The sequence below is a fragment of the Streptomyces sp. NPDC006610 genome, assembly GCF_040611575.1.
In the GTDB taxonomy this organism is placed as follows: Bacteria; Actinomycetota; Actinomycetes; order Streptomycetales; family Streptomycetaceae; genus Streptomyces.
Window position 1 is genome coordinate 47,582 of record NZ_JBEXOP010000017.1, and the last position, 24,956, is coordinate 72,537.

General features: G+C 75.2%; 17 protein-coding genes, 1 tRNA gene and 1 pseudogene. 10 read left to right on the forward strand and 9 right to left on the reverse strand.

The window, feature by feature from the left end; translation table 11 throughout:
* Window positions 1-6: 6 nt before the first annotated feature.
* Window positions 7-573, reverse strand: a complete 567-nt coding sequence (locus tag ABZY13_RS16325) for a DM13 domain-containing protein (RefSeq protein WP_356631120.1) — start codon at window positions 571-573, stop codon at window positions 7-9.
* A gap of 98 nt (window positions 574-671) precedes the next feature.
* On the opposite strand from ABZY13_RS16325, the gene ABZY13_RS16330 reads away from it, so the two are divergent.
* A tRNA-Pro gene (locus tag ABZY13_RS16330) sits at window positions 672-748 on the forward strand.
* Window positions 749-927: 179 nt separating this feature from the next.
* Window positions 928-3,069: a copper-translocating P-type ATPase gene (locus ABZY13_RS16335; RefSeq protein ID WP_356631122.1), complete on the forward strand. Its 2,142-nt coding sequence runs from the start codon at window positions 928-930 to the stop codon at window positions 3,067-3,069.
* 542 nt (window positions 3,070-3,611) lie between these two features.
* On the opposite strand, the gene ABZY13_RS16340 is transcribed toward ABZY13_RS16335, so the two are convergent.
* Window positions 3,612-3,914 (reverse strand): hypothetical protein, encoded by a 303-nt coding sequence (locus ABZY13_RS16340; RefSeq protein WP_356631124.1) that lies wholly within the window; start codon window positions 3,912-3,914, stop codon window positions 3,612-3,614.
* A gap of 500 nt (window positions 3,915-4,414) precedes the next feature.
* Between ABZY13_RS16340 and ABZY13_RS16345 the strand changes: the two genes are divergently transcribed.
* Window positions 4,415-6,247 carry a LuxR family transcriptional regulator gene (locus ABZY13_RS16345; RefSeq protein WP_356631126.1) on the forward strand — a complete coding sequence of 611 codons (1,833 nt, stop codon included), beginning with the start codon at window positions 4,415-4,417 and terminating at the stop codon, window positions 6,245-6,247.
* Window positions 6,248-6,632: 385 nt separating this feature from the next.
* On the opposite strand, the gene ABZY13_RS16350 is transcribed toward ABZY13_RS16345, so the two are convergent.
* Entirely contained in the window at window positions 6,633-9,197 is a 2,565-nt protein-coding gene (locus ABZY13_RS16350; protein WP_356631218.1) for a CHAT domain-containing tetratricopeptide repeat protein, read from the reverse strand.
* Window positions 9,198-9,343: 146 nt separating this feature from the next.
* Between ABZY13_RS16350 and ABZY13_RS16355 the strand changes: the two genes are divergently transcribed.
* Genes ABZY13_RS16355 through ABZY13_RS16365 form a run of 3 tightly spaced genes read left to right on the forward strand, consistent with a single transcriptional unit; the run spans window position 9,344 to window position 11,927 of the window.
* The gene (locus ABZY13_RS16355) at window positions 9,344-10,777 is read left to right on the forward strand and encodes a S8/S53 family peptidase (protein ID WP_356631128.1); all 1,434 of its coding nucleotides are present in this window, start codon (window positions 9,344-9,346) and stop codon (window positions 10,775-10,777) included.
* A 59-nt stretch (window positions 10,778-10,836) separates the two neighbouring features.
* Window positions 10,837-11,412 carry a sigma-70 family RNA polymerase sigma factor gene (locus ABZY13_RS16360; RefSeq protein ID WP_356631130.1) on the forward strand — a complete coding sequence of 192 codons (576 nt, stop codon included), beginning with the start codon at window positions 10,837-10,839 and terminating at the stop codon, window positions 11,410-11,412.
* A gap of 23 nt (window positions 11,413-11,435) precedes the next feature.
* Window positions 11,436-11,927, forward strand: a complete 492-nt coding sequence (locus ABZY13_RS16365) for a hypothetical protein (RefSeq protein WP_356631220.1) — start codon at window positions 11,436-11,438, stop codon at window positions 11,925-11,927.
* 102 nt (window positions 11,928-12,029) lie between these two features.
* Here the strand turns inward: ABZY13_RS16365 and ABZY13_RS16370 are convergent, their stop codons facing one another.
* Window positions 12,030-13,256, reverse strand: a complete 1,227-nt coding sequence (locus tag ABZY13_RS16370) for a cytochrome P450 (protein ID WP_356631132.1) — start codon at window positions 13,254-13,256, stop codon at window positions 12,030-12,032.
* Window positions 13,257-13,412: 156 nt separating this feature from the next.
* The gene (locus ABZY13_RS16375) at window positions 13,413-14,210 is read right to left on the reverse strand and encodes an N-formylglutamate amidohydrolase (protein WP_356631134.1); all 798 of its coding nucleotides are present in this window, start codon (window positions 14,208-14,210) and stop codon (window positions 13,413-13,415) included.
* A 77-nt stretch (window positions 14,211-14,287) separates the two neighbouring features.
* Between ABZY13_RS16375 and ABZY13_RS16380 the strand changes: the two genes are divergently transcribed.
* A complete protein-coding gene (locus tag ABZY13_RS16380; RefSeq protein WP_356631222.1) occupies window positions 14,288-14,629 on the forward strand; it encodes a DUF5713 family protein in 342 nt (113 codons plus the stop codon).
* A 93-nt stretch (window positions 14,630-14,722) separates the two neighbouring features.
* Here the strand turns inward: ABZY13_RS16380 and ABZY13_RS16385 are convergent, their stop codons facing one another.
* From ABZY13_RS16385 to ABZY13_RS16400, 4 genes are all read right to left on the reverse strand, one after another.
* Entirely contained in the window at window positions 14,723-16,942 is a 2,220-nt protein-coding gene (locus ABZY13_RS16385) for an NADP-dependent isocitrate dehydrogenase (RefSeq protein ID WP_356631136.1), read from the reverse strand.
* A gap of 37 nt (window positions 16,943-16,979) precedes the next feature.
* On the reverse strand, window positions 16,980-18,095 hold the full coding sequence (locus ABZY13_RS16390) for a mechanosensitive ion channel family protein (protein ID WP_356631138.1): 1,116 nt from the start codon (window positions 18,093-18,095) through the stop codon (window positions 16,980-16,982).
* 198 nt (window positions 18,096-18,293) lie between these two features.
* Window positions 18,294-19,811: an amino acid permease gene (locus ABZY13_RS16395; RefSeq protein WP_356631140.1), complete on the reverse strand. Its 1,518-nt coding sequence runs from the start codon at window positions 19,809-19,811 to the stop codon at window positions 18,294-18,296.
* A gap of 59 nt (window positions 19,812-19,870) precedes the next feature.
* Complete coding sequence (locus ABZY13_RS16400) at window positions 19,871-20,875, reverse strand: hypothetical protein (RefSeq protein ID WP_356631142.1); 1,005 nt, start codon at window positions 20,873-20,875, stop codon at window positions 19,871-19,873.
* A 279-nt stretch (window positions 20,876-21,154) separates the two neighbouring features.
* Here ABZY13_RS16400 and ABZY13_RS16405 point away from each other — a divergent pair, with 279 nt between their 5' ends.
* The 3 genes and pseudogenes from ABZY13_RS16405 to ABZY13_RS16415 all read left to right on the forward strand — a co-directional run.
* Window positions 21,155-22,594, forward strand: a complete 1,440-nt coding sequence (locus tag ABZY13_RS16405; protein WP_356631144.1) for an FGGY family carbohydrate kinase — start codon at window positions 21,155-21,157, stop codon at window positions 22,592-22,594.
* Window positions 22,595-22,680: 86 nt separating this feature from the next.
* Window positions 22,681-24,060, forward strand: a complete 1,380-nt coding sequence (locus ABZY13_RS16410; RefSeq protein ID WP_356631224.1) for an FAD-dependent oxidoreductase — start codon at window positions 22,681-22,683, stop codon at window positions 24,058-24,060.
* Window positions 24,057-24,872: pseudogene (locus ABZY13_RS16415) on the forward strand (FAD-dependent oxidoreductase); the annotation flags it as partial. The gene ABZY13_RS16410 and the pseudogene ABZY13_RS16415, both read left to right, overlap by 4 nt.
* Window positions 24,873-24,956 lie beyond the last annotated feature (84 nt).

Genomic DNA, 24,956 nt, shown 5'->3' on the forward strand with positions numbered 1-24,956 from the left:
GCCGGGTCAGGCCTCGGCGCGGGTCAGCTCCGCCGCCCCGAACGACACGTTGAAGCGGTCGCACCAGATGCTCATGCTGGTGAACGCGGCCGGGTCCACGTCGGCCGGGACCGCGTAGTTCTGGTCGCCCTTGTTGCCCTTGAGCCGGCCCAGCTCCTTGTACGAGCCGTCGTCGAAGACGTGCCAGCCCGCCCTGCCCTCCTTCACCGGCGCGTCCGTCAGCCACACCCGCAGATCGGGTCCGTTGCTGGTGTCGAGGTCCGACAGCCGCAGCACATGGGAGCCGTCGGCCAGCCGCAGCAGGCTCACCTCGCCGGACGTCTCGTGCTCATGGCTGATCAGCTCGCCGCGCGCCACGGTGACCGGACCCGTGGGCTCCGGCTCCGGGGTGCCGGACGTCGTCGCACCGGGCTCGGCCGTGCCGGGCGCGCTCGGCGAGGCCGCCGGAGCGCTCGCCGACGGCAGCGCCTCCCGCACCGTCTCGTCCACCCAGAGCGTCCACGGCTTGAACCAGTACAGGCCGGCCCCCGCCAGTACGACGGCCGCCCCCAGTCCCACGTACACGCGCCTCATCGTCGTCCCCTCCCGTTCGCGGTGCCTCCCATTAAAGCGCCCTCACGCATGCGGTAGGGTTGGCCAGCACGATCACGCGGGAAACCGCGGGTCGGCGACGGGACGTGGCGCAGCTTGGTAGCGCACTTGACTGGGGGTCAAGGGGTCGCAGGTTCAAATCCTGTCGTCCCGACCAGCTTCATCGCAGGTCGCAGGCCGTTCTTCCGGAGACGGGAGGGCGGCCTTCGTCGTCCCCGGCGCCGTATCGCCGTGCATCCTCGGGAAACCACCGTGCGCGCGCAGTGCCCGGCCCGGCGGCGGCCCGCTCCTAGCGTGAGCCCGGCAGGAGTCGGTACCACGCGAGGAGTTGGCCCCATGACCGAGGGCAGGGGAGCCGGGCAGGCGCACACGCACCATCACCACGGCGCGCGGCACGCGGAGCACGACGCGCACCAGGACCACGGCGCACCGCGCGCGGAGCACGACGCGCACCACCACGGCGCACCGCACCCCGAGCACGACGCGCACGCCGGGCATCACGACCCGGAGGTCTTCCGCCGGCGCTTCTGGGTCTGTCTGGTTCTGGCGCTGCCCCTGGTGGCGGCGAGCCCCATGTTCCAGGAGTGGTTCGGTTACGAACTCACCCTGCCCGACACCGACCTGGTCGGGCCCGTGCTCGGCACCGCCGTCTTCCTCCACGGCGGGCTGCCCTTCCTGACGGGCGCGGTGGCCGAGATCCGCGGCCGGGCGCCGGGGATGATGCTGCTCATCTCCATGGCCGTCGTCGTCGCCTACACGGCGTCGCTGGCCACCACCCTCGGCCTGTTCGACCTCGACTTCTGGTGGGAGCTGGCGACGCTCGTCACCATCATGCTGCTCGGTCACTGGCAGGAGACCAAGGCCATCGGCCAGGCGCAGGGCGCGCTGTCCGCGCTCGCCGCGCTCCTGCCGGACACCGCCGAGCTGATCGGTCCCGGCGGCACGCACCAGGTGTCCGTGTCCGCGCTGGACGTCGGCGACGAGGTCCTGGTGCGGCCCGGCGGCCGGGTGCCGGCGGACGGCACGGTCGTCGAGGGCCGTGCCGAGGTCGACGAATCCATGATCACCGGGGAGTCGCGTCCGGTCGCCCGGTCCGTGGGGGACCGGGTCGTCGCCGGGACCGTCGCCACCGACTCGGTGCTGCGGGTGCGGGTCGAGGCGGTCGGCGAGAACACCGCGCTGGCCGGCATCACCCGGCTCGTCGCCGCCGCCCAGCGGTCCAAGGGCCGTGCCCAGGTGCTGGCCGACCGGTTCGCGGGCGCGCTGTTCTACGTCGCCTCCGTCACCGCCGTCGTCACCTTCGCCGCATGGTGGGCGGCCGGCTCGACCGAGGAGGCCGTCGTCCGCACGGTCACCGTCCTGGTCATCGCCTGCCCACACGCCCTGGGCCTGGCGATCCCGCTGGTCGTCGCCCTGTCCACGGCCATCGCCGCGCGGGCGGGCATCCTCGTCAAGGACCGCCTCGCCCTCGAACGAATGCGGACCGTGGACACGGTCCTCTTCGACAAGACCGGCACCCTCACCAAGGGCGCCCCCGTGCTGACCGGCCGGGTCACGGCGGCCGGGGCCGGGCTGCCCGAGGAGCGGGTGCTCGCGATCGCGGCCGGTGTCGAGGCCGACAGCGAACACCCGCTGGCCCGCGCCGTCATGGCCGCCGCCGCAGCGCCCGCCGCGGCCACCGCCTTCCGCCCGCTGGCCGGCCGGGGCGTCCAGGCCGTGGTCGACGGCCGGCTCTACGCGGTCGGCGGCCCGGGGCTGCTGCGCGAGACCGGCGCGCACATCCCCGACGACGTCCTCGCCGCCACCTTTCGCTGGGAGGCCGACGGCGCCGCCGTACTGCACCTGCTGGACCTCGGCGACCAGGAACACCCGCGGGCGCTGGCCGCGTTCGCGCTCGAGGACGCCGTCCGCGACGAGGCCCGTCCGCTCCTCGCGCGGCTCCGGGACCGCGGTCTGCGGATCGTCATGATCACCGGCGACGCGCAGGCCGTCGCCGACCGGGTGGCCGCCGCGCTCGGCTTCCGGCCCGGCGTGGACGAGGTGTTCGCCGAGGTGCTGCCCGCCGACAAGGACTCGGCCGTCGCCGGCCTGCAGCAGCGCGGCTTCACGGTCGCCATGGTCGGGGACGGCGTCAACGACGCCCCCGCCCTCGCCCGGGCGGACGTCGGCATCGCCATCGGCGCCGGCACCGACGTCGCCATCGAGTCGGCCGGCGTCGTCCTCGCCTCCTCCGACGTACGGGGCGTCGCCGCCGTCATCGCCCTGTCCCGCGCCTCCTACCGCAAGATGATCCAGAACCTGGCCTGGGCGGCGGGCTACAACCTCCTCACCCTGCCGCTCGCCGCCGGCGCGCTCGCCTGGGCGGGCGTCGTCCTGGGCCCGGCCGTCGGGGCGCTGCTCATGTCCGCGTCCACCATCGTCGTCGCCCTCAACGCGCAACTCCTGCGCCGCCTCGACCTCAGCCCCGAAGGACAGTGACCCGCCCTGGCCTCCCGCTCCGGCCGCGTCAGCCGGCGTGGGTGTGCGGCGGGACCTCGCCGCGGAGCAGCGCGCTACGGCCCCGTCGTCCCGGACCTGGAAGGGCTGCTGCTCGCGGTGCGGGGCGAGGGCGTGTGTCTCCTGCCCCCGGCGGCCCGGCGGTTCTTCCCCCGCCCCGGTGTGTGCCACGTCGACGTGACGCACCTCGCCCCGTCCGTGTCCGCGCCGGCCGGCCCCGCATCGCGACCGCCCGGCGGTGTGGGCGGTCCGGGAGGCGGTGGAGGCGCTGGCCGGCCCGGCGCGGGAGCGGGACTCGCCGGAGTGGGCCGGCCCACTGGTCCGAGTCCCGCACCGGGATCGCCCGGGAGGGCGGGCGTCCGGCGGTGCGGGCGTCCCGGAGGGCACGGCGGACGCCCTGGCCGGCCCGGCGCGCGGGAGCGGGACTCGCCGGAGTGAGTGCTGCCCACGGGGCTGAGCCCGGCCTCGCGGGCCCGAGCGGTCTTCGAGGCCGGGCTCGTGAGGGCCGGGCCCGTGGGCCGGGATCAGCCCGTCCGCCGCCCCCGCCGCCCCCGCAGCACCCGCCACAGCACCCAGGCCTGTGCCAGGCCCCCGGCGGCCAGCAGCGGGACGTACGCGCCCTGCGGGACCGGAACCGCCAGCAGCGGAACCGACACCGGCAGCGTCACCGCGATCAGCCACACCCCGGCGAGCCCGGCCTCCCCGGTCGCGCGCAGGATGCCGACCCAGGCGGCGACTCCCAGCACCACCGCTCCGTAACCGCCCGCGACCAGCAGGGCGGTGTCCCGGCGGGCGTCGCCGGCCGGCGGCCGGTGCGCAAAGCCCATGACAGAGGCCTCCTTCCGGTGCGACCCCGGTCGCGGGCCGCGTCCGTCTCAGGAGTACCCCCGTGCCCGCCGGGCAGACCCGGCGGGCACATGGCGTGGCCGGGGACGTCGTCCTCCCCCAGAAGACGACGTCCCCGGCCGCTCCCCCGGTGCCGGATGGCGGTCCAGCCGTCCGTGGGGTGCGGGCGGTGCCGTCACCAGCACATCACCGCGGTCTCGCCCGGACCCCAGGAGGAGTACGGGCGGACACGGACGAAGTAGCGGCGGCCCTTGACGAGCCGGGCCCTGACGGCGGCGCTGCCGAAGGTGCCGCCGTCGTCCCGGCGCGCCGATCCGCTCGGCGGTCAGCCCCGGGACGACGGCGCGGGCCGCCGCCGGCGCGAGGGAGCAGTAGCGACCGGGCATGCCCACAGCCTGCCGTCGGCCGACCCGGGGCCGCCTGAGTCGAGGGCTACTCAAGTCCGCGTGTATCAGGGGTGAGCAGCCCGACTCCTGTTGACGTGACGACTGCTGACCCGACGACCTGCGCACCGGGCACCAGGACCCTCGATGCGCCCTGGCCGTTCACCGGCCGGGAGGACGAACTGGAGCTGGTCCGCCGCGCGTTGTCCGCCGGGCGGGGCGGCATCGTGGTCACCGGGCCCGCCGGCTGCGGCAAGACGCGGCTGGTCGACGAGGCCGTCCGCGGCGCCGACTGCGTCCGGGCCGCCGGCACGCCCGAGACCCGGAGCCTTCCCTTCGCCGCCTTCGCCCATGTGCTGCCCGAGCACGTCACCCTGCCCGGCGCTCTCCGGCTGCTGTCCGGCGTACGGCAGTTGGTGGTGGACGACGCGCACCTGCTGGACGACTCCTCGGCCGCCCTGGTCCACCAGCTCGCCCTCCACGGGCGCACCCGCCTGCTCGTCGCCGCCACGGACGGCGTCCCCGCTCCCGGCGCGGTCACCCGGCTGTGGACCCGCGAGCTGCTGCCCCGGCTCGTCCTTGAGCCCCTGCCCGCCGCCGGAACCGCCCGGCTCCTCGCCGCGGGCGCGGGCACGCCCCTGGAGCCGCTCACGGAGAAGCGGCTGCACCGTCTGGTCCAGGGCGATCTGCGGCTGCTGCGCGAACTGCTCGGCGCGTTGCGCGCGGGCGGGCAGTTCGCCCCCGTCGTCGGCACCGGCGAGCGGGCCTGGCGTGGCCCGCTGCCTCTCACCGCGACCGTGCGCGAGCGCACCGCGCCGGTCCTGGACCGCCCCGACGCGGCCGAACGCGAGACCCTCGACCGGCTCGCCTTCGCCGAACCGCTCCCGCTGCCCGTCGACCGGCTCGACATGAGGGCCCTGGAACAGCTCGAGTACGACCGCCTCGTCCACGTCGACGACCACGGCCTCGCCCGGCTCGCCCACCCCCTGTACGGCCCGGCGCTGCGGGCGGTGGCCGGAAGGCTGCGGGCCCGGCGGCTGGCGGGCCCGCGGGAGCGGTACGCCGCCGCGCTGGAGGCCGAACGCGCCGCGCTGGCCGCGCGCGTGGACCGGGCCGACGTACGGCCCCTGCCCGCGCCGGCGGGGGAGTGGGCAGCGGACGAGGGCGCCCCGCTGCCCGCGGAGTACGCGGCGGTGCGCGCCCGCTTCGCGCGGCTGCGCGGGCAGCTGAGGGAGGCGGCGGCCTGGGCACGGCTGGGGCTGGCCACCGCACCGCGCGACCCGGCCTGCGCCGATGAACTGGCCCTGGCCACCGCCCAGTCCGGCGACGCCGCCACCGCCAGGGAGGCCCTGGCCGGCCGTCGCGACCGGGGCGCGGCGGCCGTGTGGGAGGCCGCCGTACGCGGCGACCTCGACGCGGCGCTGGCGGCCGTGGACGACGACAGCGCGTACGACGCCGTACGCCTCGGCGCGCCGCACCGGGCCGCGGGCCCGCTGGACGGGGTCCTCGCCGAGCACGCCGACGCGCTGGCCCGCCGTGACGGGCCCGCCCTCGACCGCGCCGCCGAACACCTGGAGCGGCGCGGCCTGCTGCTGTTCGCCGCCGAGGCGTACGCCCAGGCGGTGCGCGCCCACCGCGACCCGCGCGCCGCCGGCATCTCCCGCGCCCGCGCCGCCGCCCTGGCCCGGCGCTGCCAGTCCGCCCGCACGCCCGCCCTGTCGGGACTGGTCCTCGGCGAACTCACCGCCCGCCAGCGGCAGATCGTCACCCTCGCCGCCGCGGGCCTGAGCAACCGGCAGATCGCCGAGCGGCTGACCCTGTCCATCCGCACCGTCGGCAACCACCTCTACAGCGCCTACGCCCGCCTCGGCGCAGGCGACCGGGCCTCCCTGCCCTGGCTGGTGGAGTTCCCCGACACACGACCTGCCTGAACCACGACCGGGTCCGGTCCCGGTCCGGACCGCGCCGGCTCCCGGCCCCGTCCGGGCCGCCGCCCGCGGTGCAGGCCGTTCCCGATCCGAGCCTGGTCCGAGCCACGCCTGGTCCCGGCCTGGTGCGGGCGTCGCCTGGTGCGGGCCACTCGCGCCCCGGCCCGGCTCGGACCGCGCCCGGCTGGTGCGGGCCACTCGCGCCCCGGCCCGGCTCGGACCGCGCCCGGCTGGTGCGGGCCACTCGCGCCCCGGCCCGGCTCGGACCGCGCCCGCTCCCGGCCTCGTTGAGGTCGTTCGCGCCCGTCACCGGTCCGCCCCGGTTCGGGCCGCTCCGGGCCCGCGCCCGCCTCGCGCCGGTTCAGGCCGTTCCCGCTCCGCGCCCGGTTCAGGCCGCGCCGAACGCCGTGAACGCCCACCCCGTCGCCCGATGCACCGTGTCGCCGGGCAGCGAGGCCCGGGCGTCGCGCAGTGCCTCGGCCAGCGACAGACCGGCGCTCAGGCCCTTGTGCAGGGCGAGCATCAGCGGGACCACGGCCGCGTCGTTCACCGGCGCGCTGCTCGCCAGCACACCGGCCGTGCCCAGCGGCAGCAGCGCGGTGACCAGGCCCAGCAGCTCGTCGGCGCCGACCGCGGCGAGACGGGCCGTGTCGCAGCTGGACAGGATGATCCGGTACGGGCTGCGGTCCAGCCGCTCGAAGTCGTGCACGATCAGCGGCCCGTCGGCCATCCGCAGCGCCGAGAACAGCGGGCTGTCCGCGCGGAACGTGCCGTGCGCGGCGATGTGCGCGAGCGCGGCCCCGTCCAGCTCCTCCAGCACCCGCGGGACCCGCGCCTCGTCGTGCTCCAGGACGGTCGGCGTGCCGTACCGGCCGGCGACCTCCGGCACCTCGGCGCCGCCCGTCGCCAGCCCGGGCCCGCGCACCAGGACCTGCCGGCCCCCCGGCGGAGGCTCCGTCTCCCGCGCGCGCAGCCAGCTGTTCGCCGACGGCGACACGCTCAGCACCCGGTCCCGCAGCGACGGCAGCAGCGCCCACGGCACCCGGTGCAGCCGGCCCGGCGGCACCACGACGACCGGGCCCGACCCGAGGTGCGCGGCGGCGGGGCCCAGCAGCAGCGCCTCCAACCGCAGCCCCGCCAGCTCCACCAGCGGCAGTCGGCCCTCGGCGCCCGGATGCGCCAGCCGCCGCAGCCCCGCCTGCACGAACTCGGCCTCGGCCTCCGCCTCCGCGAGCCGCCCCGCCTCGAACCGCCGCACCCGCCCCTCGGCGCACAGCAGCACATGCACCCGCCCGTCCACCACGGCCAGCTCCACCAGCCGCGAGTCGCCGAGCCGCGCCAGCAGCCGGCCCACGTCGAACCGGTGCCCGTCGCCGGGCGCGTCGCCGCGCATGTGCAGGGTCCGCGACCGGATCTCCCGCTCCAGCCGCCGCTGCTCCCGCTCCAGCGCCGGCACCGGCCGCCCCTCCATCCGGGCGGCCTCCGCGCGGGCCGCGATCTCCCGGAAGGCGGTCAGATGGCCCAGCAGCTGCGGATCGGCCGGCGGCCGGGTGGGCGGTGCGGACAGCGCGGTCGCCCGCCAGCGCTCGCTCCACACCAGCAGCCGCCGCGGCTGCCCGGCCGCGAGCGACGCCTGCTGCGCGAGCGCGGCCAGCTCCGCGCCCTGCTCGGTGGCGCGCGCCCGCAGCTCGGACGCCCCCAGCGTCATCCGGTGGTCGTCGAGCACGTCCAGTCCGCGCCGGCACGCCTCCAGCACGCCCCGCGCCGAACCGGCCGCCCGCGCCCGCAGCGCCTGCGCCGCCCAGCCCGTCAGCCGCGCCAGCGGCGGCCCGCTGTGCCGGCTGCGCGCGGCGACCGCCAGATGCCGCTCGGCGTCCTGCGTCCACCGCAGCGCGAGCGCGATCCGGCCGGCGAGCAGCGACGCCTCCGGGGCGGCCGGGGCGCCGAAGGACGCCAGCCGCTCCGCCACCGCCGCCGCGTCCGCGACCAGCCGCCCCGAGCGGCGGCCCGTGGCCACCCGCGCCTCGATCAGCACCAGCCGGGCGTGCGCCTCCCACCAGGTGCGCCGCTGCGCCCCGAACAGCCGCACCGCGAGCGCCGCGCGGGCGATCGCCGTGTGCGGGTCGCCCGCCAGCCGTGCCGCCCGGGCCGCGACCAGCAGCAGCTCCGCCTTGCGCGTCGACTGACCGCCGATCCGGTCCAGCACCCCGATCGCCGCGTCCGCCTCGGCCAGCGCCTCCGGGGCCAGGCCGGCCGCCATCAGCACCTCGCAGCGCCGGATGTTCAGCATGAACGTCGGCGTGCCCAGCTTGGCGTAGCGTTCCTCGGCCTCGTCCAGCAGCCGCAGCGCCGCCGGGATGTCGCCCGACCGGAACGCCGCCAGGCCCCGGCTCTCCACCGCGTCCGCCTTGTCGTGCTCCTGCCCGGTGGTGTCCCAGAGCGCCTCGGCCGCCGTGAAGTCCGCGTCCGCCCGGTCCACCGCGCCCAGGGCCAGGTGCACCGTGGCCCGCAGCGTCAGCGCCCGTGCCGTCCAGATCACGTCGTCCGCCTGCCGCAGCACGGGGATCGCCCGGCGTACGTCCTCCAGCGCCTCCCGGTGACGGCCGAGCACCCACCAGACGTAGGCCCGCCGGTACAGCACGCGTGCGCGGGTGTGCCGCGGCCCGCTCCGCACGCCCCGCTCGAACGCCGCGAGCCCCTGCCGGGTGCGGCCGGCGTGCACCAGCGCCACCCCGAGCGTGCCGAGCACGTCGGCCTCCCGCTCGGCGGACTCGGCGCGGGCGGCGAGATCGCGGGCGCGGCGCAGGTGACGGAGGGCGATGCGCATGTCGCCCCAGTCCCGCTGCCAGATGCCGATCACCTGATGGGCGACCGAGGCGTGCAGCGGCGGCGGATCGCCGCCGAGCACCCGCTGGGCCCCGGCCAGCGCTTCCTTCGGAGCGGCGAACACCATCGGCAGCAGTCCGAGAACCGAGTCGTCTCCCGCTGTCACCCCTCGGATGTTAGGGCCGCGGAACCGCACGACACCAGTTCGGCTCTGTATCAATCACCGAGACCCCGACTCTAGTTGTCGACCCTCGCCCATCCGGAGGACGTGTGATGGCGCCACAGCGATTCCAGGAGCAGTTCCACCACATCCAGCGCTCGATGCCCGACGTCCCCCTGGCGATGGGCCCGGACGACTCCGCCGAGTTCCTCTACGAGAAGGGCGTCGTCCTGGTCCGCGACGGCGAGGACGCCCGCGTGGTCGAGGACGCCGTCCGGGCGTACTTCACCGAGGCCCCGGACCTGACCCCGGACCAGGTGCGCCGGGCGAGCCCCGAGACCAACCGCACCGGCGTCACCCGTATCAGAGTCGGCGACCCGGGCCAGGGCGGACCGGAGGGCGACCCGGCCGTCGCCCACGCGCTGCGGGCCGTGCGGCGGCACGAGGGCCGGACGGGACGGCGCCTGGTCAGCCGCAACCACGTCGTGCACATCGCCGTCAACGCCTGCCCCGGCGACGAGCCCGTCCCCGCGCCGCGCACCGAGACCCCCAACCCGGCCCCCGCCGAGGGGTTCCACGACCCGGACACCGCGGTCGGCGTGCTCGTCGTCGACACCGGCCTGATGCACGACCACCGCTCCTTCCCCGCGCTCGCCCACACCACCGGCGACCCGGCGGTCGCCGAGACCGACGAGAACGGCCTGCTCCAGCAGTACGTCGGCCACGGCACGTTCATCGCCGGCATCATCGCCTGCGTCGCGCCCAACACCGACGTCACCGTGCTCGGCACCCTCGGCGACGCCGGCGCCGTCCTGGAGTCCGAGTTCGGCGGCAAGCTGTTCGAGGCCGTCGACCGGCACGGCTGGCCCGACGTCCTCAGCCTCTCCGCCGGCACCTCCAACGGCCGCACCGACGGACTGCTCGGCCTCGACGCCTTCATGCGCGAACTGCGCACGCAGCGCACCCTGCTGGTCGCCGCCGCCGGCAACAACGCCAGCGCGACGCCCTTCTGGCCCGCCGCCTACGCCTCACTGCCCGCGTACGCCCACTGCGTGCTGTCGGTCGGGGCGCTGCGCGGCGACGGCGAGTTCGGCGCCTGCTTCTCCAACCACGGCCCCTGGGTGCGCGTCTACGCCCCCGGCGAGCGCCTCACCAGTGCCCTCACCGGCTTCCGGACCCCCGTCCCGTACGTCTACCAGCACTCCACCTACGACGCCTGCCGCTACGGCTTCGGCTACGCGTGCACCTGCCGGCACCCGAGCCACACCGGTGTCCTCACCGAGCAGGGCGCGCCCGCCGGCGGCAAGCCCGACCAGGTCATGTTCGACGGACTGGCCCAGTGGAGCGGCACCTCCTTCGCCACCCCCGTGGTGGCCGGGCTGGTCGCCGCCCGCATGACGGCCCACAAGGAGACCGATCCGCGCGCCGCCGGACGGCGGCTGCTCGCCGCGCACGCCGAGTTCGCGGAAGTGCGCGGAGTGCCGGTGCCGGCGCTGTACCCGCCGAGCTGGCGGCCGGTGCCGGTCGCCCTCACGGCGGGGGCGTGAGTTCCGTGACGGCCCCTCCCACGGCGTACGATGACAGGCCGTACACGAGGAGTGGGGCCGTGGACCGTACAGATGTCGGCGCGCTCGTCCGGTCCGCCGTCGACGGTGACGCGGCGGCCTGGAAGGCGCTGGTGGAAGGGCTGAGTCCGCTGGTGTGGTCCGTCGTGCGGTCCCACCGGCTCTCCGACGCCGACGCGCACGAGGTCTACCAGACCGTGTGGTTCCGTTTCGCCCAGCACCTCGGGCGGATCCGCGAGCCGGACAAGGCCGGGTCCTGGCTGGCGAGCACGGCACGCAACGAGTCGCTCAAGGTGCTCAGGAGCCTGCGCCGCACGGTGCCCACGGACGACCCCCAGCTGCTGGACCGGGTGAGCGAGGAGCGCACCCCGGAGCAGTCGGTGCTGGACGACGAGGAGGCGGCGGCCGAGAGCGAGCGCATCAGGTGGCTGTGGCAGGAGTTCGAGGAACTGGGCGAGCGGTGCAGACAGCTGCTGCGCGTCCTGATGGCCTCCCCGCCGCCCAGTTACCAGGAGGTGTCCGCCGCCCTCGGCATCGCCGTCGGCAGCATCGGGCCGCTGCGCCAGCGCTGCCTGCGCCGGCTGAAGGCCCGACTCGACGCACGGGGAGCATCGTGAACGACATGGACGACATCGGCGGCATGGACGGCATCGGCGGCGTGCACGACGCCGGCGACGTCGGAGGCGGTGAGGACGTCGACGTCGGCGGGCTGGAGGAGGAGCTGCGCCGTGCCGCCGCGATCCTCGACCCGCTGCCGGCCGGCCTGCGCCGTATCGCCGTCGAGGCCTACGCGCTGCACGACCTCGACGCCCGCCTCGCCGAGCTGACCTTCGACTCGCTGGTCGACGGCATCCCGGTCCGCGGCGTGACCGACGCGCCGCGGATGCTGACCTTCCGCACCGAGGAGCTGACCGTCGACGTCGAGGTGACGCCGGAGGGCCTGATGGGGCAGCTGATGCCGCCGCAGCCGGCCCGCATCGAGGTCCTCGGCGGACCGCAGCCGGCCGCGCCGCAGACCCTCACCGCCGACGCGATGGGCCGCTTCACCGGCGACGCCCCGCCGTCCGGCCCCTTCGCGCTGCGGCTGCGGGCCGGCGGGGAGGTCGTCGTCACGGAGTGGATGCGGGCCTGAGACCCGCCCCGCGGCGCGGACCGGCAGGCGCCGGACCGGGGAGGCGTACCGCGCCGCCGGGCCACCGGGACGGCGGACCGGCACGTCTCCGTGGCCGGCGGCTCACCAGTCGCAGGGCAGGGTCAGCGGGCCGCGGATCATCGTCCCGCGGCGCCAGGTCACCTCGGCCGGCGGCACGGCGAGGCGCAGGGCGGGCAGCCGCTCCAGGAGGGTGGCGACGAGGAGTTCGGTCTGCATGCGGGCCAGGGCCGCGCCGGTGCAGTAGTGGGGTCCGTTGCCGAAGGCCAGATGCGGGTTGGAGACGCGGTCGGGGTCGGGGAAGTCGGGGTCGGGGAAGACCTCCGGGTCGCGGTTGGAGGCCAGGTAGGAGACGTACACCGGGTCGCCCGCCCGGATGCGCAGGCCGTGCAGTTCGACGTCCTCCAGGGCGATCCGGGCGATGCCCACGGAGCTGCGGTGCGGGACGTAGCGCAGCAGCTCCTCCAGCAGCGGCCCGCGTGCCTCGGGCCGCTCCCGCATCCGCGCCATCAGCTCGGGGCGGGTCAGCAGCAGGTACAGGATCTGGCCGCAGTTGTGCGTCACGGCCTCGCCGCCGATCTGCAGGGGACCGGCCAGGCCCACCGCCTCCTCCTCGGCGACCTCGCCGCGCGCCACGGCCGCGCCGAGCAGCGTGTACACGTCCTCGCCGGCGCCGCCCGCGCGGGCGCGGATCGTCCGGGCGATCCACGCGTACAGCCCCCGCTTGGCCCGGTCGGCCGCCTCGGCGCCGCCCGAGGTGGAGATGATCTCCCGCGTCCAGGAGTGCACCCGCTCCCGGTCGGCGGCCGGCACCCCCATCACCTCGCTGACCACGGCGAGCGGGAAGGGCTCCAGCACCCGCTCCATCAGATCCGCCGGCGGCCCGTCCCGTACGACGCCGTCCACCAGCGCGTCGAGCAGTTCCTGCGCCCGGGGCCGCAGCCGCCTGACCGCGGCGACCGTGAACGCGCCCGCGACCGCACGGCGCAGCCGCTGGTGGTCGGGCTGGTCGGCGAAGGCGAGGGAGCCGGGCCGGGGCGCGAAGTGCGGTGCCATCCGCGTCACCTGACGCTTCGTCACCTCTGCGCGACTGAATCGGGGATCGTTGGTGATCGCCCGCACGTCCTCGTACCGGGTGGCCAGCCACGCCCAGCCCTCGCCGTACGGCAGCCGGATACGGGTCAGGGGACCCTCGCGCATGAGGTCCGCGAGGACCGGGTCGAAGCCGGTCCCCTCCAGGTCGACGGCCGGCCAGTCCCGTACCGGTGGGGGCGGCGCCTGCGCGGCCAGTGTGGTGGTCTCCTCGGTCATGCCTCCACCCTCACGGCCGGCCGGACCCCTGTCGCGCGGGAGTGCTCCAGCCGGATCAGCACCGGACCGCCCGGATCGGCTCGCGGCCCGGATCGGTCCGGATCGGTCCGGATCGGCCCGGACCGGCCGGAGCCCGTCGGCCCGAGCCCTCCCCGGTCAGCCGGTGACCGCCCCGACCAGCGCGGCCAGCGCCGAGGCGAGCCGGGGCAGCCCGGGCCCGGCGGGGCCGCCCGGCTCGCTCATGTAGGTGTCCCGCCGGATCTCCACCATCAGGGCGGACACCCGGGGGTCCTTCCCGTAGTACTCCAGCGGTACGTACGTCCCCGCGAACGGGCTGTCCAGCCCCGTCTCCCCGATCCCGGCGAACGCCTCCCGCGCGGCGGCGAGCAGCTCCGGCGGGGTGTGGAAGGCGTCGGTGCCCAGGCAGACCGGCGGACGAGGGCCCTCGCCGTGCAGTTCGTAGGGGAGCGGCTCGGTGGGGTAGGAGTGCACGTCGATGATCACGGCGCGCCCGGTGGCGGCCAGCCGCCCGGCCACCGCGTCGGTCATGGCCTGCGCGTACGGCCGGAAGTACCGCGCGATCATCGGCTCCGGGTCGGCGTCCGCGTCCCGCAGCGGCTCCCGGTGCGTGGTGCGCGTGTAGACCGCGCCCATGCCGGCGGCGAGCATCTCCTCGCGCTCGTCCGGGAACCGCTCCGGGTCGACGACCAGCCGCGACAGCCGGTTGACGAACCGCCAGGGCGCGTTCCCCGCCGCCTCGGCGGCCGCCGCGGCGATCTCCGCGGTGTGCGCGTCGGTGATGTGGTCGAGCTCGCGCTCCAGCGCCGCGTCGCCCAGCACGATGCCGGCCCGCACGTCGCCCGGTATCCGCCGCGAGGAGTGCGGCACGTGCAGGATCACGGGGGAGTCGGCGGCGCCGGGGAGGAGGGCGAAGGGCGGTTCGGGTCGGGGCATCGTGCGGCTCCGGGGCGTTGTCAGTGGTGTGCGGCAGGATCGTGGGCGTGAGTGGGACGAGCGAGTACGGGGGGATCATGGGGATCGGCGACGAGCGGGTGCGGGAGCACGTGTTCCTGCGGGCGCTGTACCGGGACGACTACTACCCGGACGCGGTGCTGGACCGGGGCCGGGAGATCCTTCTGCGGCTGTGCGGGCGGATCGAGGCCGAGCGGCCCGGGGACCTGGCCGCGCTCTACGCGCTGACGCACGCGGCGACCGAGGAGTTCAACGAGCTGGAGGCCGCGTTCGAGGCGGCGGGCAGTGAGATCGAGACCGTGGCGCGGGAGGAGATAGCGGGGGACTTCTGGTTCGTGGCCCGGGCGTACGGTTTCGCGGACGCCGACGTGGAGGAGCTGATCGCGCCGCGGGAGTGGTGAGCGGGCTCCGCCCCGGCCGCGTGGTGCGTGCGGTCGGGGCGGAGGGGCGGGACTCGTCGGGTCCCGGTCGTCGGGACCCGTCGGGGTCCCGGGTCAGCTCAGGGACGCGAGCAGCTCGTTCCAGGTGGCCGACGGGCGCATGACCGCCGCAGCCTTCGCCGGGTCGGGCTGGTAGTAGCCGCCGATGTCGGCCGGCTCGCCCTGGACGGCGACCAGCTCGTCGACGATCTTCTGCTCGTTGGCGGCGAGCGCCTCGGCGAGCGGCGCGAAGACCTTCGCCAGCTCGGCGTCGTCGGTCTGCCGGGCCAGCTCCTGCGCCCAGTACAGGGACAGGTAGAAGTGGCTGCCGCGGTTGTCGATGCCACCGACACGACGGGTCGGGGACTTGTCCTCGTTCAGGAACGTCGCCGTGGCGCGGTCGAGGGTGTCGGCGAGGACCTGGGCGCGGGCGTTGCCGGTGACCTTGGCGAGCTGCTCGAAGGACGGCACCAGGGCGAAGAACTCGCCCAGGGAGTCCCAGCGCAGGTAGTTCTCCTTGACCAGCTGCTGGACGTGCTTCGGCGCAGAGCCGCCGGCGCCCGTCTCGAACAGGCCGCCGCCGGCCATCAGCGGGACGACCGACAGCATCTTGGCGCTGGTGCCCAGCTCCAGGATCGGGAACAGGTCGGTGAGGTAGTCGCGCAGGACGTTGCCGGTGACGGAGATGGTGTCCTCGCCGCGGCGGATGCGCTCGACGGAGTACTTCGTCGCCTCGACCGGGTTGAGGATCTTGATCTCGAGGCCCTCGGTGTCGTGCTCCGGCAGGTACTGCTTCACCTTGGCGATCAGGTTGGCGTCGTGGGCGCGGGTCTCGTCCAGCCAGAACACCGCCGGGGCGCCGGTGGCGCGGGCGCGGGTGACGGCCAGCTTGACCCAGTCGCGGATCGGGGCGTCCTTGGTCTGGCAGGCGCGGAAGATGTCGCCCGCGGCGACCGGCTGCTCCAGCACCGTGTTGCCGGCCTGGTCGACCAGTCGGACGGTGCCCGCGGCCGGGATCTCGAAGGTCTTGTCGTGGCTGCCGTACTCCTCGGCCTTCTGCGCCATGAGGCCGACGTTCGGCACCGAGCCCATGGTCGACGGGTCGTAGGCGCCGTTGGCACGGCAGTCGTCGATCACGGCCTGGTAGACGCCGGAGTAGGAGGAGTCCGGGAGGACAGCGAGGGTGTCGTGCTCCTGCCCGTCGGGGCCCCACATGTGGCCGGAGGTGCGGATCATGGCCGGCATCGAGGCGTCGACGATGACGTCGGACGGCACGTGCAGGTTGGTGATGCCCTTGTCGGAGTCGACCATGGCCAGGTCCGGGCCCTCGGCCAGCTCGGCGTCGAAGGAGGCCTTGATCTCGGCGCCCTGCGGGTGGGACTCCAGACCCTTGTAGATGCCGCCGAGGCCGTCGTTCGGGGTGAGGCCGGCGGCGGCGAGGGTCTCGCCGTACTTGGCGAACGTCTTCGGGAAGAAGGCGCGGACCACGTGGCCGAAGATGATCGGGTCCGAGACCTTCATCATCGTGGCCTTCAGATGCACGGAGAACAGCACGCCCTCCGCCTTCGCGCGCTCCACCTGCTGCGTGAGGAACTCGCGCAGCGCGGCCACGCGCATCACGGAGGCGTCGACGACCTCGCCGGCGAGCACGGGCACCGACTCGCGCAGCACGGTGGTGGCGCCGTCCTCGGTGACCAGCTCGATCCGCAGCGCGCCGTCCTCGGCGACGACCACGGACTTCTCGGTGGAGCGGAAGTCGTTCTCGCCCATGGTCGCCACGTTCGTGCGGGACTCGGAGGTCCAGGCGCCCATGCGGTGCGGGTGGGTCTTGGCGTAGTTCTTCACCGACGCGGGGGCGCGGCGGTCGGAGTTGCCCTCGCGCAGGACCGGGTTCACGGCCGAGCCCTTGACCTTGTCGTACCGGGCGCGGATCTCCCGCTCCTCGTCCGTCTTCGGGTCGTCCGGGTAGTCCGGCAGCGCGTAGCCCTGGCCCTGCAGCTCCACGATCGCGGCCTTCAGCTGCGGGATGGACGCCGAGATGTTCGGCAGCTTGATGATGTTGGCCTCGGGCGTCTTCGCCAGCTCGCCCAGCTCCGTCAGCGCGTCGGGGATGCGCTGGCCCTCCTGGAGGTACTCCGGGAACACGGCGATGATGCGTCCCGCCAGCGAGATGTCCCGCGTCTCCACGGCGACACCCGCCTGCGAGGCGTACGCCTTGACCACCGGCAGGAAGGAATACGTCGCCAGGGCCGGGGCCTCGTCAGTGTGCGTGTAGATGATGGTCGAGTCAGTCACCGGGTGCTCCGCTCCACGTCTGCAACATTGCTCGACATCAAGATATCTCGTGATCGCGGCCGGCGGGCGTCGGGGCCCGCCGCTCCTCGCGCGGGTGCGGGATGGCGATCTCCGGCAGACCCGCGCCGCCCGGGTGCAGGGACACCGTGCGGGTCGGGGCCGGGATGCTGATGCCCTCGTCGCGGAAGCGCCGGTGCAGCCGCTTGATGAACTCGTGCTTGATCCGGTACTGGTCGCTGAACTCGCCGACCCCGAGGATCACGGTGAACCCGATCCGCGAGTCGCCGAAGGTGTGGAAGCGCACCGCCGGCTCGTGCTCGGGCACCGCCCCGGTGATCTCCCGCATCACCTCGGCGACCACCTCGACGGTGATCCGCTCCACCTCCTCCAGGTCGCTGTCGTAGCCGACCCCGGCCTGGACCAGGATGGTCAGCTGCTGCTCGGGCCGGTTGAAGTTGGTCATGTTGGTGCCGGCGAGCTGGCCGTTGGGGATGATCACCAGGTTGTTGGACAGGTTGCGGATCGTGGTCTGCCGCCAGTTGATGTCGGTGACGTAGCCCTCCTCGCCGCTGCTGAGCCGGATGTAGTCGCCGGGCTGCACGGTCTTCGAGGCGAGGATGTGGATGCCCGCGAAGAGGTTGGCGAGCGTGTCCTGCAGGGCCAGGGCGACGGCCAGGCCGCCCACGCCGAGGGCGGTGAGCATCGGCGCGATGGAGATGCCCAGCGTCTGAAGGACCACCAGGAAGCCGAGCGCGAGCACCGCGATCCGGGTGATGTTCACGAAGATCGTCGCGGAGGCGGCGACGCCGGAGCGGGACTGGGCGACCGAGCGCACCAGACCGGCCACCACCCGCGCCGCCGCCACCGTCACGACCAGGATGAACACCACGGTCAGCGTCTGGTTGACGTGGTGCTGCACCGTCCGGGTGAGCGGCAGCGCGGCGCCGGCCGCCGCCGCGCCGCCCAGGTACGCCGCCCACGGCACCACCGTGCGCAGCGCGGCCACCAGGACGTCGTCGCCGCTCCACTTGGTGCGCTTGGCGTGCTTGCCCAGCCAGCGCAGCAGCACCCGCAGCAGCAGCCCGGCGACCAGGCCGGCCGCCACGGCGATGCCCGCGAGCATCAGGTCGTCCAGGGTCAGGTCGCGGTTCACCGGTCACCTCCGGTGGGACGCTGCGCGGCGTGCGGGGCCGCCGACGGCCGGATGTGAAGTGTCGTCACGTTTCACCTGCTCGGATCCTGGGATGTGCCGTCGCACCGGCCGGGCGACTGCCCACGACCGGCGCGACCGCTCATCCTGCCGTATCCCGCAAGCCAGTTCGCACCTGGCCCGGTGACCGGTCCGCGCCGGTCAGACGATGCCCTCGGCGAGTTCCGCCTGCTCGCGGTCGTTGCCGTAGGCGGCGGTCGTCGGCACCCCGTACGAACGACGGGCGACGAACCACCACACCGTGGCGAGCAGCAGGACGACGACGAGCGCGACGGACGCGTAGTTCATGGTGTCCACGGTCACGGGCGACGACTGCGGCAGGCAGAACAGCACCGTCACGCACACCACCCACACCACCGCGGTCCAGCCGATCGGCCTGCTCCAGCGGCCCAGGCTCCACGGCCCCGGCTGGAACCGGTCGCCCGCGCGCAGCCGCAGGAAGACCGGGATGATGTACGCGGGCGTGATCCCGATGACGTTGATCGCGGTGACCGCGCCGTACGCGGTCGCCGAGTACAGCGACGGCAGGGCCAGCACACAGGCCACCGCCACCGACAGCCACACGGCGGCGACCGGGGTACGGGTGGAGCTGCTGACCTTGCGCCACAGCCGCGAGCCGGGCAGGGCGCCGTCGCGGCTGAACGCGAACACCATCCGGCTGGCCGCGGCGACCTCGGCGTTGCCGCAGAAGAGCTGGGCGACGATGACCACCAGCAGCAGCGCGCTCGCGCCGTCCGTGCCCAGGCCGTCCAGCAGGATCTGCGCCGGCGGCACCCCGGTCTCGCTGGCCCGCGTGGCGTCGTAGTCCTGGATGGCGAAGGTCAGGCCCGCCAGCAGCACGAAGCCCGCGACCCACGACACCCAGATGGCCCGGACTATGCCGCGCGCAGCGGTCACCGAGGCGTTGGAGGTCTCCTCCGACAGATGCGCGGAGGCGTCGTAACCGGAGAACGTGTACTGGGCGAGCAGCAGGCCGATCGCGGCGACGTAGACGGGGTTCTCCCAGCCGGTCTCGTTGACGAACTCGGTGAACACGAACGACGGGGACTGGTGGTGGTCGGGGACGATCGCCAGCACGCCCACGATCAGCGCCACGCCGCCCAGGTGCCACCACACGCTGATCGAGTTGAGCACGCTGACCAGCCGCACCCCGAACAGGTTCAGCACGGCGTGCAGCAGCAGGATCACCATGAAGATCAGCATCGTCTTCTCCGGCGTGGGCTCGAAGCCCCACTGGAGGTTCATGAACGCGCCGGTGAACAGGGCCGCGCCGTAGTCGATGCCGGCGATCGCGCCGAGCAGGCCCAGCAGGTTGAGCCAGCCCGTGTACCAGCCCCAACGGCGCCCGCCGAGCCGGTCGGCCATGTAGTACAGCGCGCCCGAGGTGGGGTAGGCGCTGGTGACCTCGGCCAGCGCCATGCCCACGCACAGCACGAACAGGCCGACGCCCGCCCAGCCCCACAGCATCACGGCGGGACCGCCCGCGCCCATGCCGAAGCCGTACAGGGTCATGCACCCGGACAGGATCGAGATCACCGAGAAGCTGATCGCGAAGTTGCCGAAGCCGCCCATGCGGCGGGCCAGCACCGGTTTGTAGCCCAGTTCGCGCAGACGCTGCTCCTCGTCCTGCTGCGGGACGCCGGATTGGATGGGGGACATGCGTGATCTCCAGGGATGGGGGATTTTCGGGGGATCAGGGGGGTGGGGCGGCGGTGGGTTCAGGAGCGCCGGTGCGGGCCCCGGGTCACCGCGGACCGGACGCGGGTGCGGGCCTGGACGAACGCCTCGGCGGCCAGGACGGGGTCGCCCGGGTCGGCGGTGCGGCAGGACCACGGCATGGGCGCGTAGTACGGGCCGATCGCCTCGAACACCCGATCCGCCTCCGGGAACTGGAGCGCCCCCCACAGCGCGTGGGCCAGATGATTGAGGTCCAGCGGGGAACGCTCGGCGGGCGCGCTCGGTTCGAACCAGCCGTGGAACGTGCGCAGCGCCTCACGGGCCGCGTCCTCCCCGACCCAGTGCAGATCCAGCGCGGCCATCCGCCCGCCCTCCCGGCGGTACCGCTCGACACGCACGTACAGCGGCAGTACGTGCAGGGCCGAGCCCGGCGGCGCCGCGTCGGCGGCCCAGTGGGCGAAGCCGACCGCCTCGGCCAGCCGGCCCGACTGCGAACGCCCGTACAGGAACTGCAGCATCCGGTGGTACGCCTCCCGGTTGCCCGGGTCCCGCTTGTCGGCCTCGGCCAGCAGCCCCCAGGGCCCCGGCGGCAGCATCGGCTCCGGCGGCGGCACCCGGTGCTCGTCCCAGCGCTGGTCCCAGTCGAGCCGGGCCAGCGCCAGCAGGCACACCCACGGCACCGGGTCGTGCGGGGCGACGCGGCCCGCGGTGTCGCAGGCCAGCCAGGCCTCGTGCCACAGCTCCTGGGTGCGCCGGTGCCGCTCGCGCGCGGCGCGCAGCGCCCGCTCGACGGACACCCGGGCGTGCATCACCACGGCGTGCACGCTGTCGGGTTCCTCGGCGAGCCAGGCCCGCACCACGTCGGTGCCGGCCGCGGCGGCGGCCAGGACCTGGGTGCGCTGGGTCCACTGCCACCAGGTCTCCGTCTCGGCGAGCACGGCGCGCATCGACATCCACCGCCCGGTGCGCAGCTCCACCAGGGCGGTGCGCAGTGCGGTGTCGGGTCCGGCGGGGTCGTACGCCGGCCGGGTCTCGTCCTTCGCCATCACCCGCCGCCTGCCCCGGTACACGGGCGGTCGGGCAGCAAGGCGGCAGGCTGGAGTAACAACTGGTCCCCCGGGAGAAGACGGTCAGTGGAACGCGGTGGTCGGCGGTCACTATAGAGGCGGACGTTCCGCCTTCACGCCCCGATTCGTCAACCGTTCGCGAAAGCTGGGCCTTCGCAACAGGATTGACACACAGTCAGCCCAGCTTGACGGCGTGTGGTGGTCGAAGGCAGGCTGTCGAGCCGTGATCACCGAGGCGCGGCGACGGGGAGGGGCGCGATGACCGGTCCGGTACTCGCCGTCGACCAGGGCACCTCCGGCACCAAGGCCCTGGTCGTCTGCCCCGAACGCGGGGTCATCGGCAGCGGGTTCGCCGCCGTGCGACCCCGCCATCCGTCCGGCGGCCTGGTCGAGGCGGACCCGGCCGAGCTGTACGGCTCCGTGCTCGACGCCGGCCGCCAGGCCCTCGCCGAGGCCGGCGAACCCGTGGTCGCGCTGGGCCTGGCCAACCAGGGCGAGACCGTCCTCGCCTGGGACCCGGCCACCGGCCGCCCCCTCGCCGACGCCCTCGTCTGGCAGGACCGCCGGGCCGAAACCGTCTGCGCCGAACTCGCCTTGCACGCCGATGAATTGCGCCAGCTGACCGGGCTGCCGCTCGACCCGTACTTCGCCGCGCCGAAGATGGCCTGGATCCGCCGCCACCTCACCCGCGACGGCGTCGTCACCACCAGCGACGCCTGGCTCGTCCACCGGCTCACCGGCGCTTTCGTGACCGACGCCGCCACCGCCGGCCGCACCCAACTCCTCGACCTGGACAGTGCCGTGTGGTCGCCGCGCGCCCTCGGCCTGTACGGCCTGTCCGACGAGCGGCTCCCCGAGGTCGTCGACGCCGCCGGGCCCGTCGGGGTCACCACCGCGTTCGGCCCGGAGATCCCCCTCACCGGCCTGGTCGTCGACCAGCAGGCCGCGCTGCTCGCCCAGCGCGTCACCGCGCCCGGCACCGCCAAGTGCACCTACGGCACGGGGGCGTTCCTCCTCGCGCACACCGGGGACGCGCCGCGCCGCAGCGGCTCCGGACTGGTCGGCTGCGTCGCCTGGCGGCTCGCCGGCCGCACCTCCTACTGCCTCGACGGGCAGGTCTACACGGCCGCCTCCGCCGTGCGCTGGCTCGGCGAACTCGGCGTCATCGAGGACGCCGCCGACCTCGACCGGGTCGGCTCCGCCGTGCCCGACAGCGGCGGCGTCACCTTCGTCCCCGCGCTGGCCGGGCTCGCCGCCCCCTGGTGGCGCGGCGATGTGCGCGGCTCGCTCACCGGCCTCGGCCTCGACACCACCCCCGGGCACCTGGTGCGGGCCCTGTGCGAGGGCCTGGCCGCACAGGTCGTCGCCCTCGCCGACGCCGCCGCCGCGGACCTCGGGGCGCCGTTGGAGGTGCTGCGCGCCGACGGCGGCCTGACCCGCTCGGCGCTGCTCATGCAGACCCAGGCCGACCTGCTGCAACGTCCCGTGGAGGTGTCCGCGCTGCCCGACGCGACCGCCCTCGGCGTGGGCGCGCTCGCCCGGATCGGCGCGACGCCGGGGCTCGGCGTCGAGGAGGCCCTGCCGGAGTGGAAGCCGGCGGCGGTGTACGAGCCGCGCGTCCCGGCCGACGAGGCGGCCGAACGCCTGGCCCGCTTCCGCGCCGCCGTCACCGCGCTGCTCGACGGGGCGCCGGCGTGACCGGGCGCCGCGCGGCCGCCCGAACGGCCAAGCGCCGCACGGACGACGGGACCCCCGAGCCCGCGACCGTCACCGCCCGCGGCCCGCTGCCCGGCACGCCGTACGACGTCACGGTCGTCGGCGCCGGCGTCGTCGGGTCCGCCGTCGCCCGCGCCCTCGCCCGCCACCCCAAGCTGCGCGTCGCGCTGGTCGAGGCACAGGACGACGTCGGCCAGGGCACCTCGAAGGCCAACACCGCCATCCTGCACACCGGCTTCGACGCGGTACCCGGATCGCTGGAGGCCCGCCTGGTCCGCGAGGGCTCCCGCGCACTGGCCGCCTACGCCGCCGAGTCCGGCATCCCCGTGGAAGGCGTCGGCGCGCTCCTGGTCGCCTGGGACGACGAACAGCTCGCCGCCCTGCCCCGTCTCGCCGCCAAGGCCGAGGCCAACGACCACCGGGACGCGCGCCTCCTGGACGCCGCCGAAGTATACGAACGCGAACCGCATCTTGGCCCGGGCGCGCTCGGCGCGCTGCACATCCCCGGCGAGAGTGTCGTCTGCCCCTGGACGACGAACCTCGCCTACGCCACCCAGGCCGTGCGCAACGGAGTCCACCTGCACCTCGACTGCCAGGTGGAGCAGGCGACCCGGCAGGACGGCGTCCACGTCCTGGCCACCACGCGGGGTCCCCTGCGCACCCGCTGGCTGATCAACGCCGCCGGGCTGCACGCCGACACCCTCGACCGCCTCCTCGGCCACGACGACTTCACCGTCACCCCGCGCCGCGGACAGCTCATCGTCTTCGACAGGTTCGCCCGCGCCCTGGTCCGCCACATCCTGCTGCCCGTCCCCACCGCCCTCGGCAAGGGCGTCCTCGTCGCCCCGACCGTCCACGGCAACGTCCTGCTCGGCCCCACCGCCGAGGACCTGGACGACAAACGGGCCACCGAGTCGACCGCCGACGCGCTGGCCGCCCTGCGCGACAAGGGCCGCCGCATCCTCCCCGCGCTCCTGGAGGAAGAGGTCACCGCCGTCTACGCCGGCCTGCGCGCCGCCACCGAGCACGACGACTACCGCATCGCCGCCCACCCCGGACAGGACTACGTGACCGTCGGCGGCATCCGTTCCACCGGCCTGACCGCGTCCCTCGCCATCGCCGCCCACGTCCTGGACCTCGCCCGCGAGGCCGGCCTCGACCCCGGCCCGGAACGGGACCTCGCCCCGGTGCGCATGCCGAACCTCGGCGAGAGGGCCCCGCGCCCCTGCGAGCGGCCCGAACTCGTCGCCGAGGACCCCTCCTACGGCACGCTCGTCTGCCACTGCGAACGCGTCTCCCTCGGCGAGATCCGCGACGCCCTCGCCGGGACGATCCCGCCCGCAGGACTGGACGGACTGCGCCGCCGCACCCGCGCCCGCGCCGGCCGCTGCCAGGGCTTCCACTGCGGCGCCGCCGTGCGCGCGCTGTTCGAGGAGGCCCGCCCATGACGGGACGGCAGGTGGACGTCCTCGTCGTCGGCGCCGGCCCCGCCGGCCTGGCCGCCGCCGCCCGGCTGGCCGCGGGCGGCGCGGGCCGGGTGGAGGTCCTCGATCGCGAACGCAGTGCCGGCGGGGTGCCCCGGCACTGCGTGCACGGCGGCTTCGGCACGCCCCGGCGACCCTTGACCGGCCCCCAGTACGCCCGCCGTCTCCTGCTCGCCGCCCGCCGCGCCGGAGCCGTCGTCCGCACCGGCGTCACGGCACTCGACTGGGCCGGGCCCCTGGCCCTCGCCACCGTCGGCCCGGACGGCGCCGAGACGATCACGGCGCGGGCGATCGTGCTGGCCACCGGCGCCCGCGAACGCCCCCGCGCCGCCCGCCTGATCCCGGGCACCCGTCCGGACGGCGTCTACACCACCGGCGAACTGCAGCAGGCCGTCCACCTCTTCGGGCAGCGGATCGGCGCCCGCGCCGTGATCGTCGGCTCGGAGCCGGTCGGGTACGCCGCCGCCGACACCGCCCGGGCGGCCGGCGCCCGGATCGCCGCGATGGTCACCGACCGCACCCGCGCCCGCTCCCGCGCGGACTTCCCCGTCCTCACCGGCGCGACCGTCGCCGAACTCCTCGGCCACGGCCGCCTCACCGGCGTCCGCGTCCGTCACGGCGACGGCCGTACGACCCTCCTGCGCTGCGACACGGTCGTCTTCACCGGCGACTTCGTCCCCGACCGCGACCTGGCCCGCCGCGGCGGCATCACCCTGGACGGGGCAGGCCCGCTCACGTCCCGCCCGGGAGTCCTCACGGCGGGCGACACCGTCCACGCGACGTGGGGCGCGCGGCCGGCGGCGGGGGAGGGGACGCGGGTGGCCGAGCTGGTCCTGGCCGGGTCCTGACCTCGCACCGGG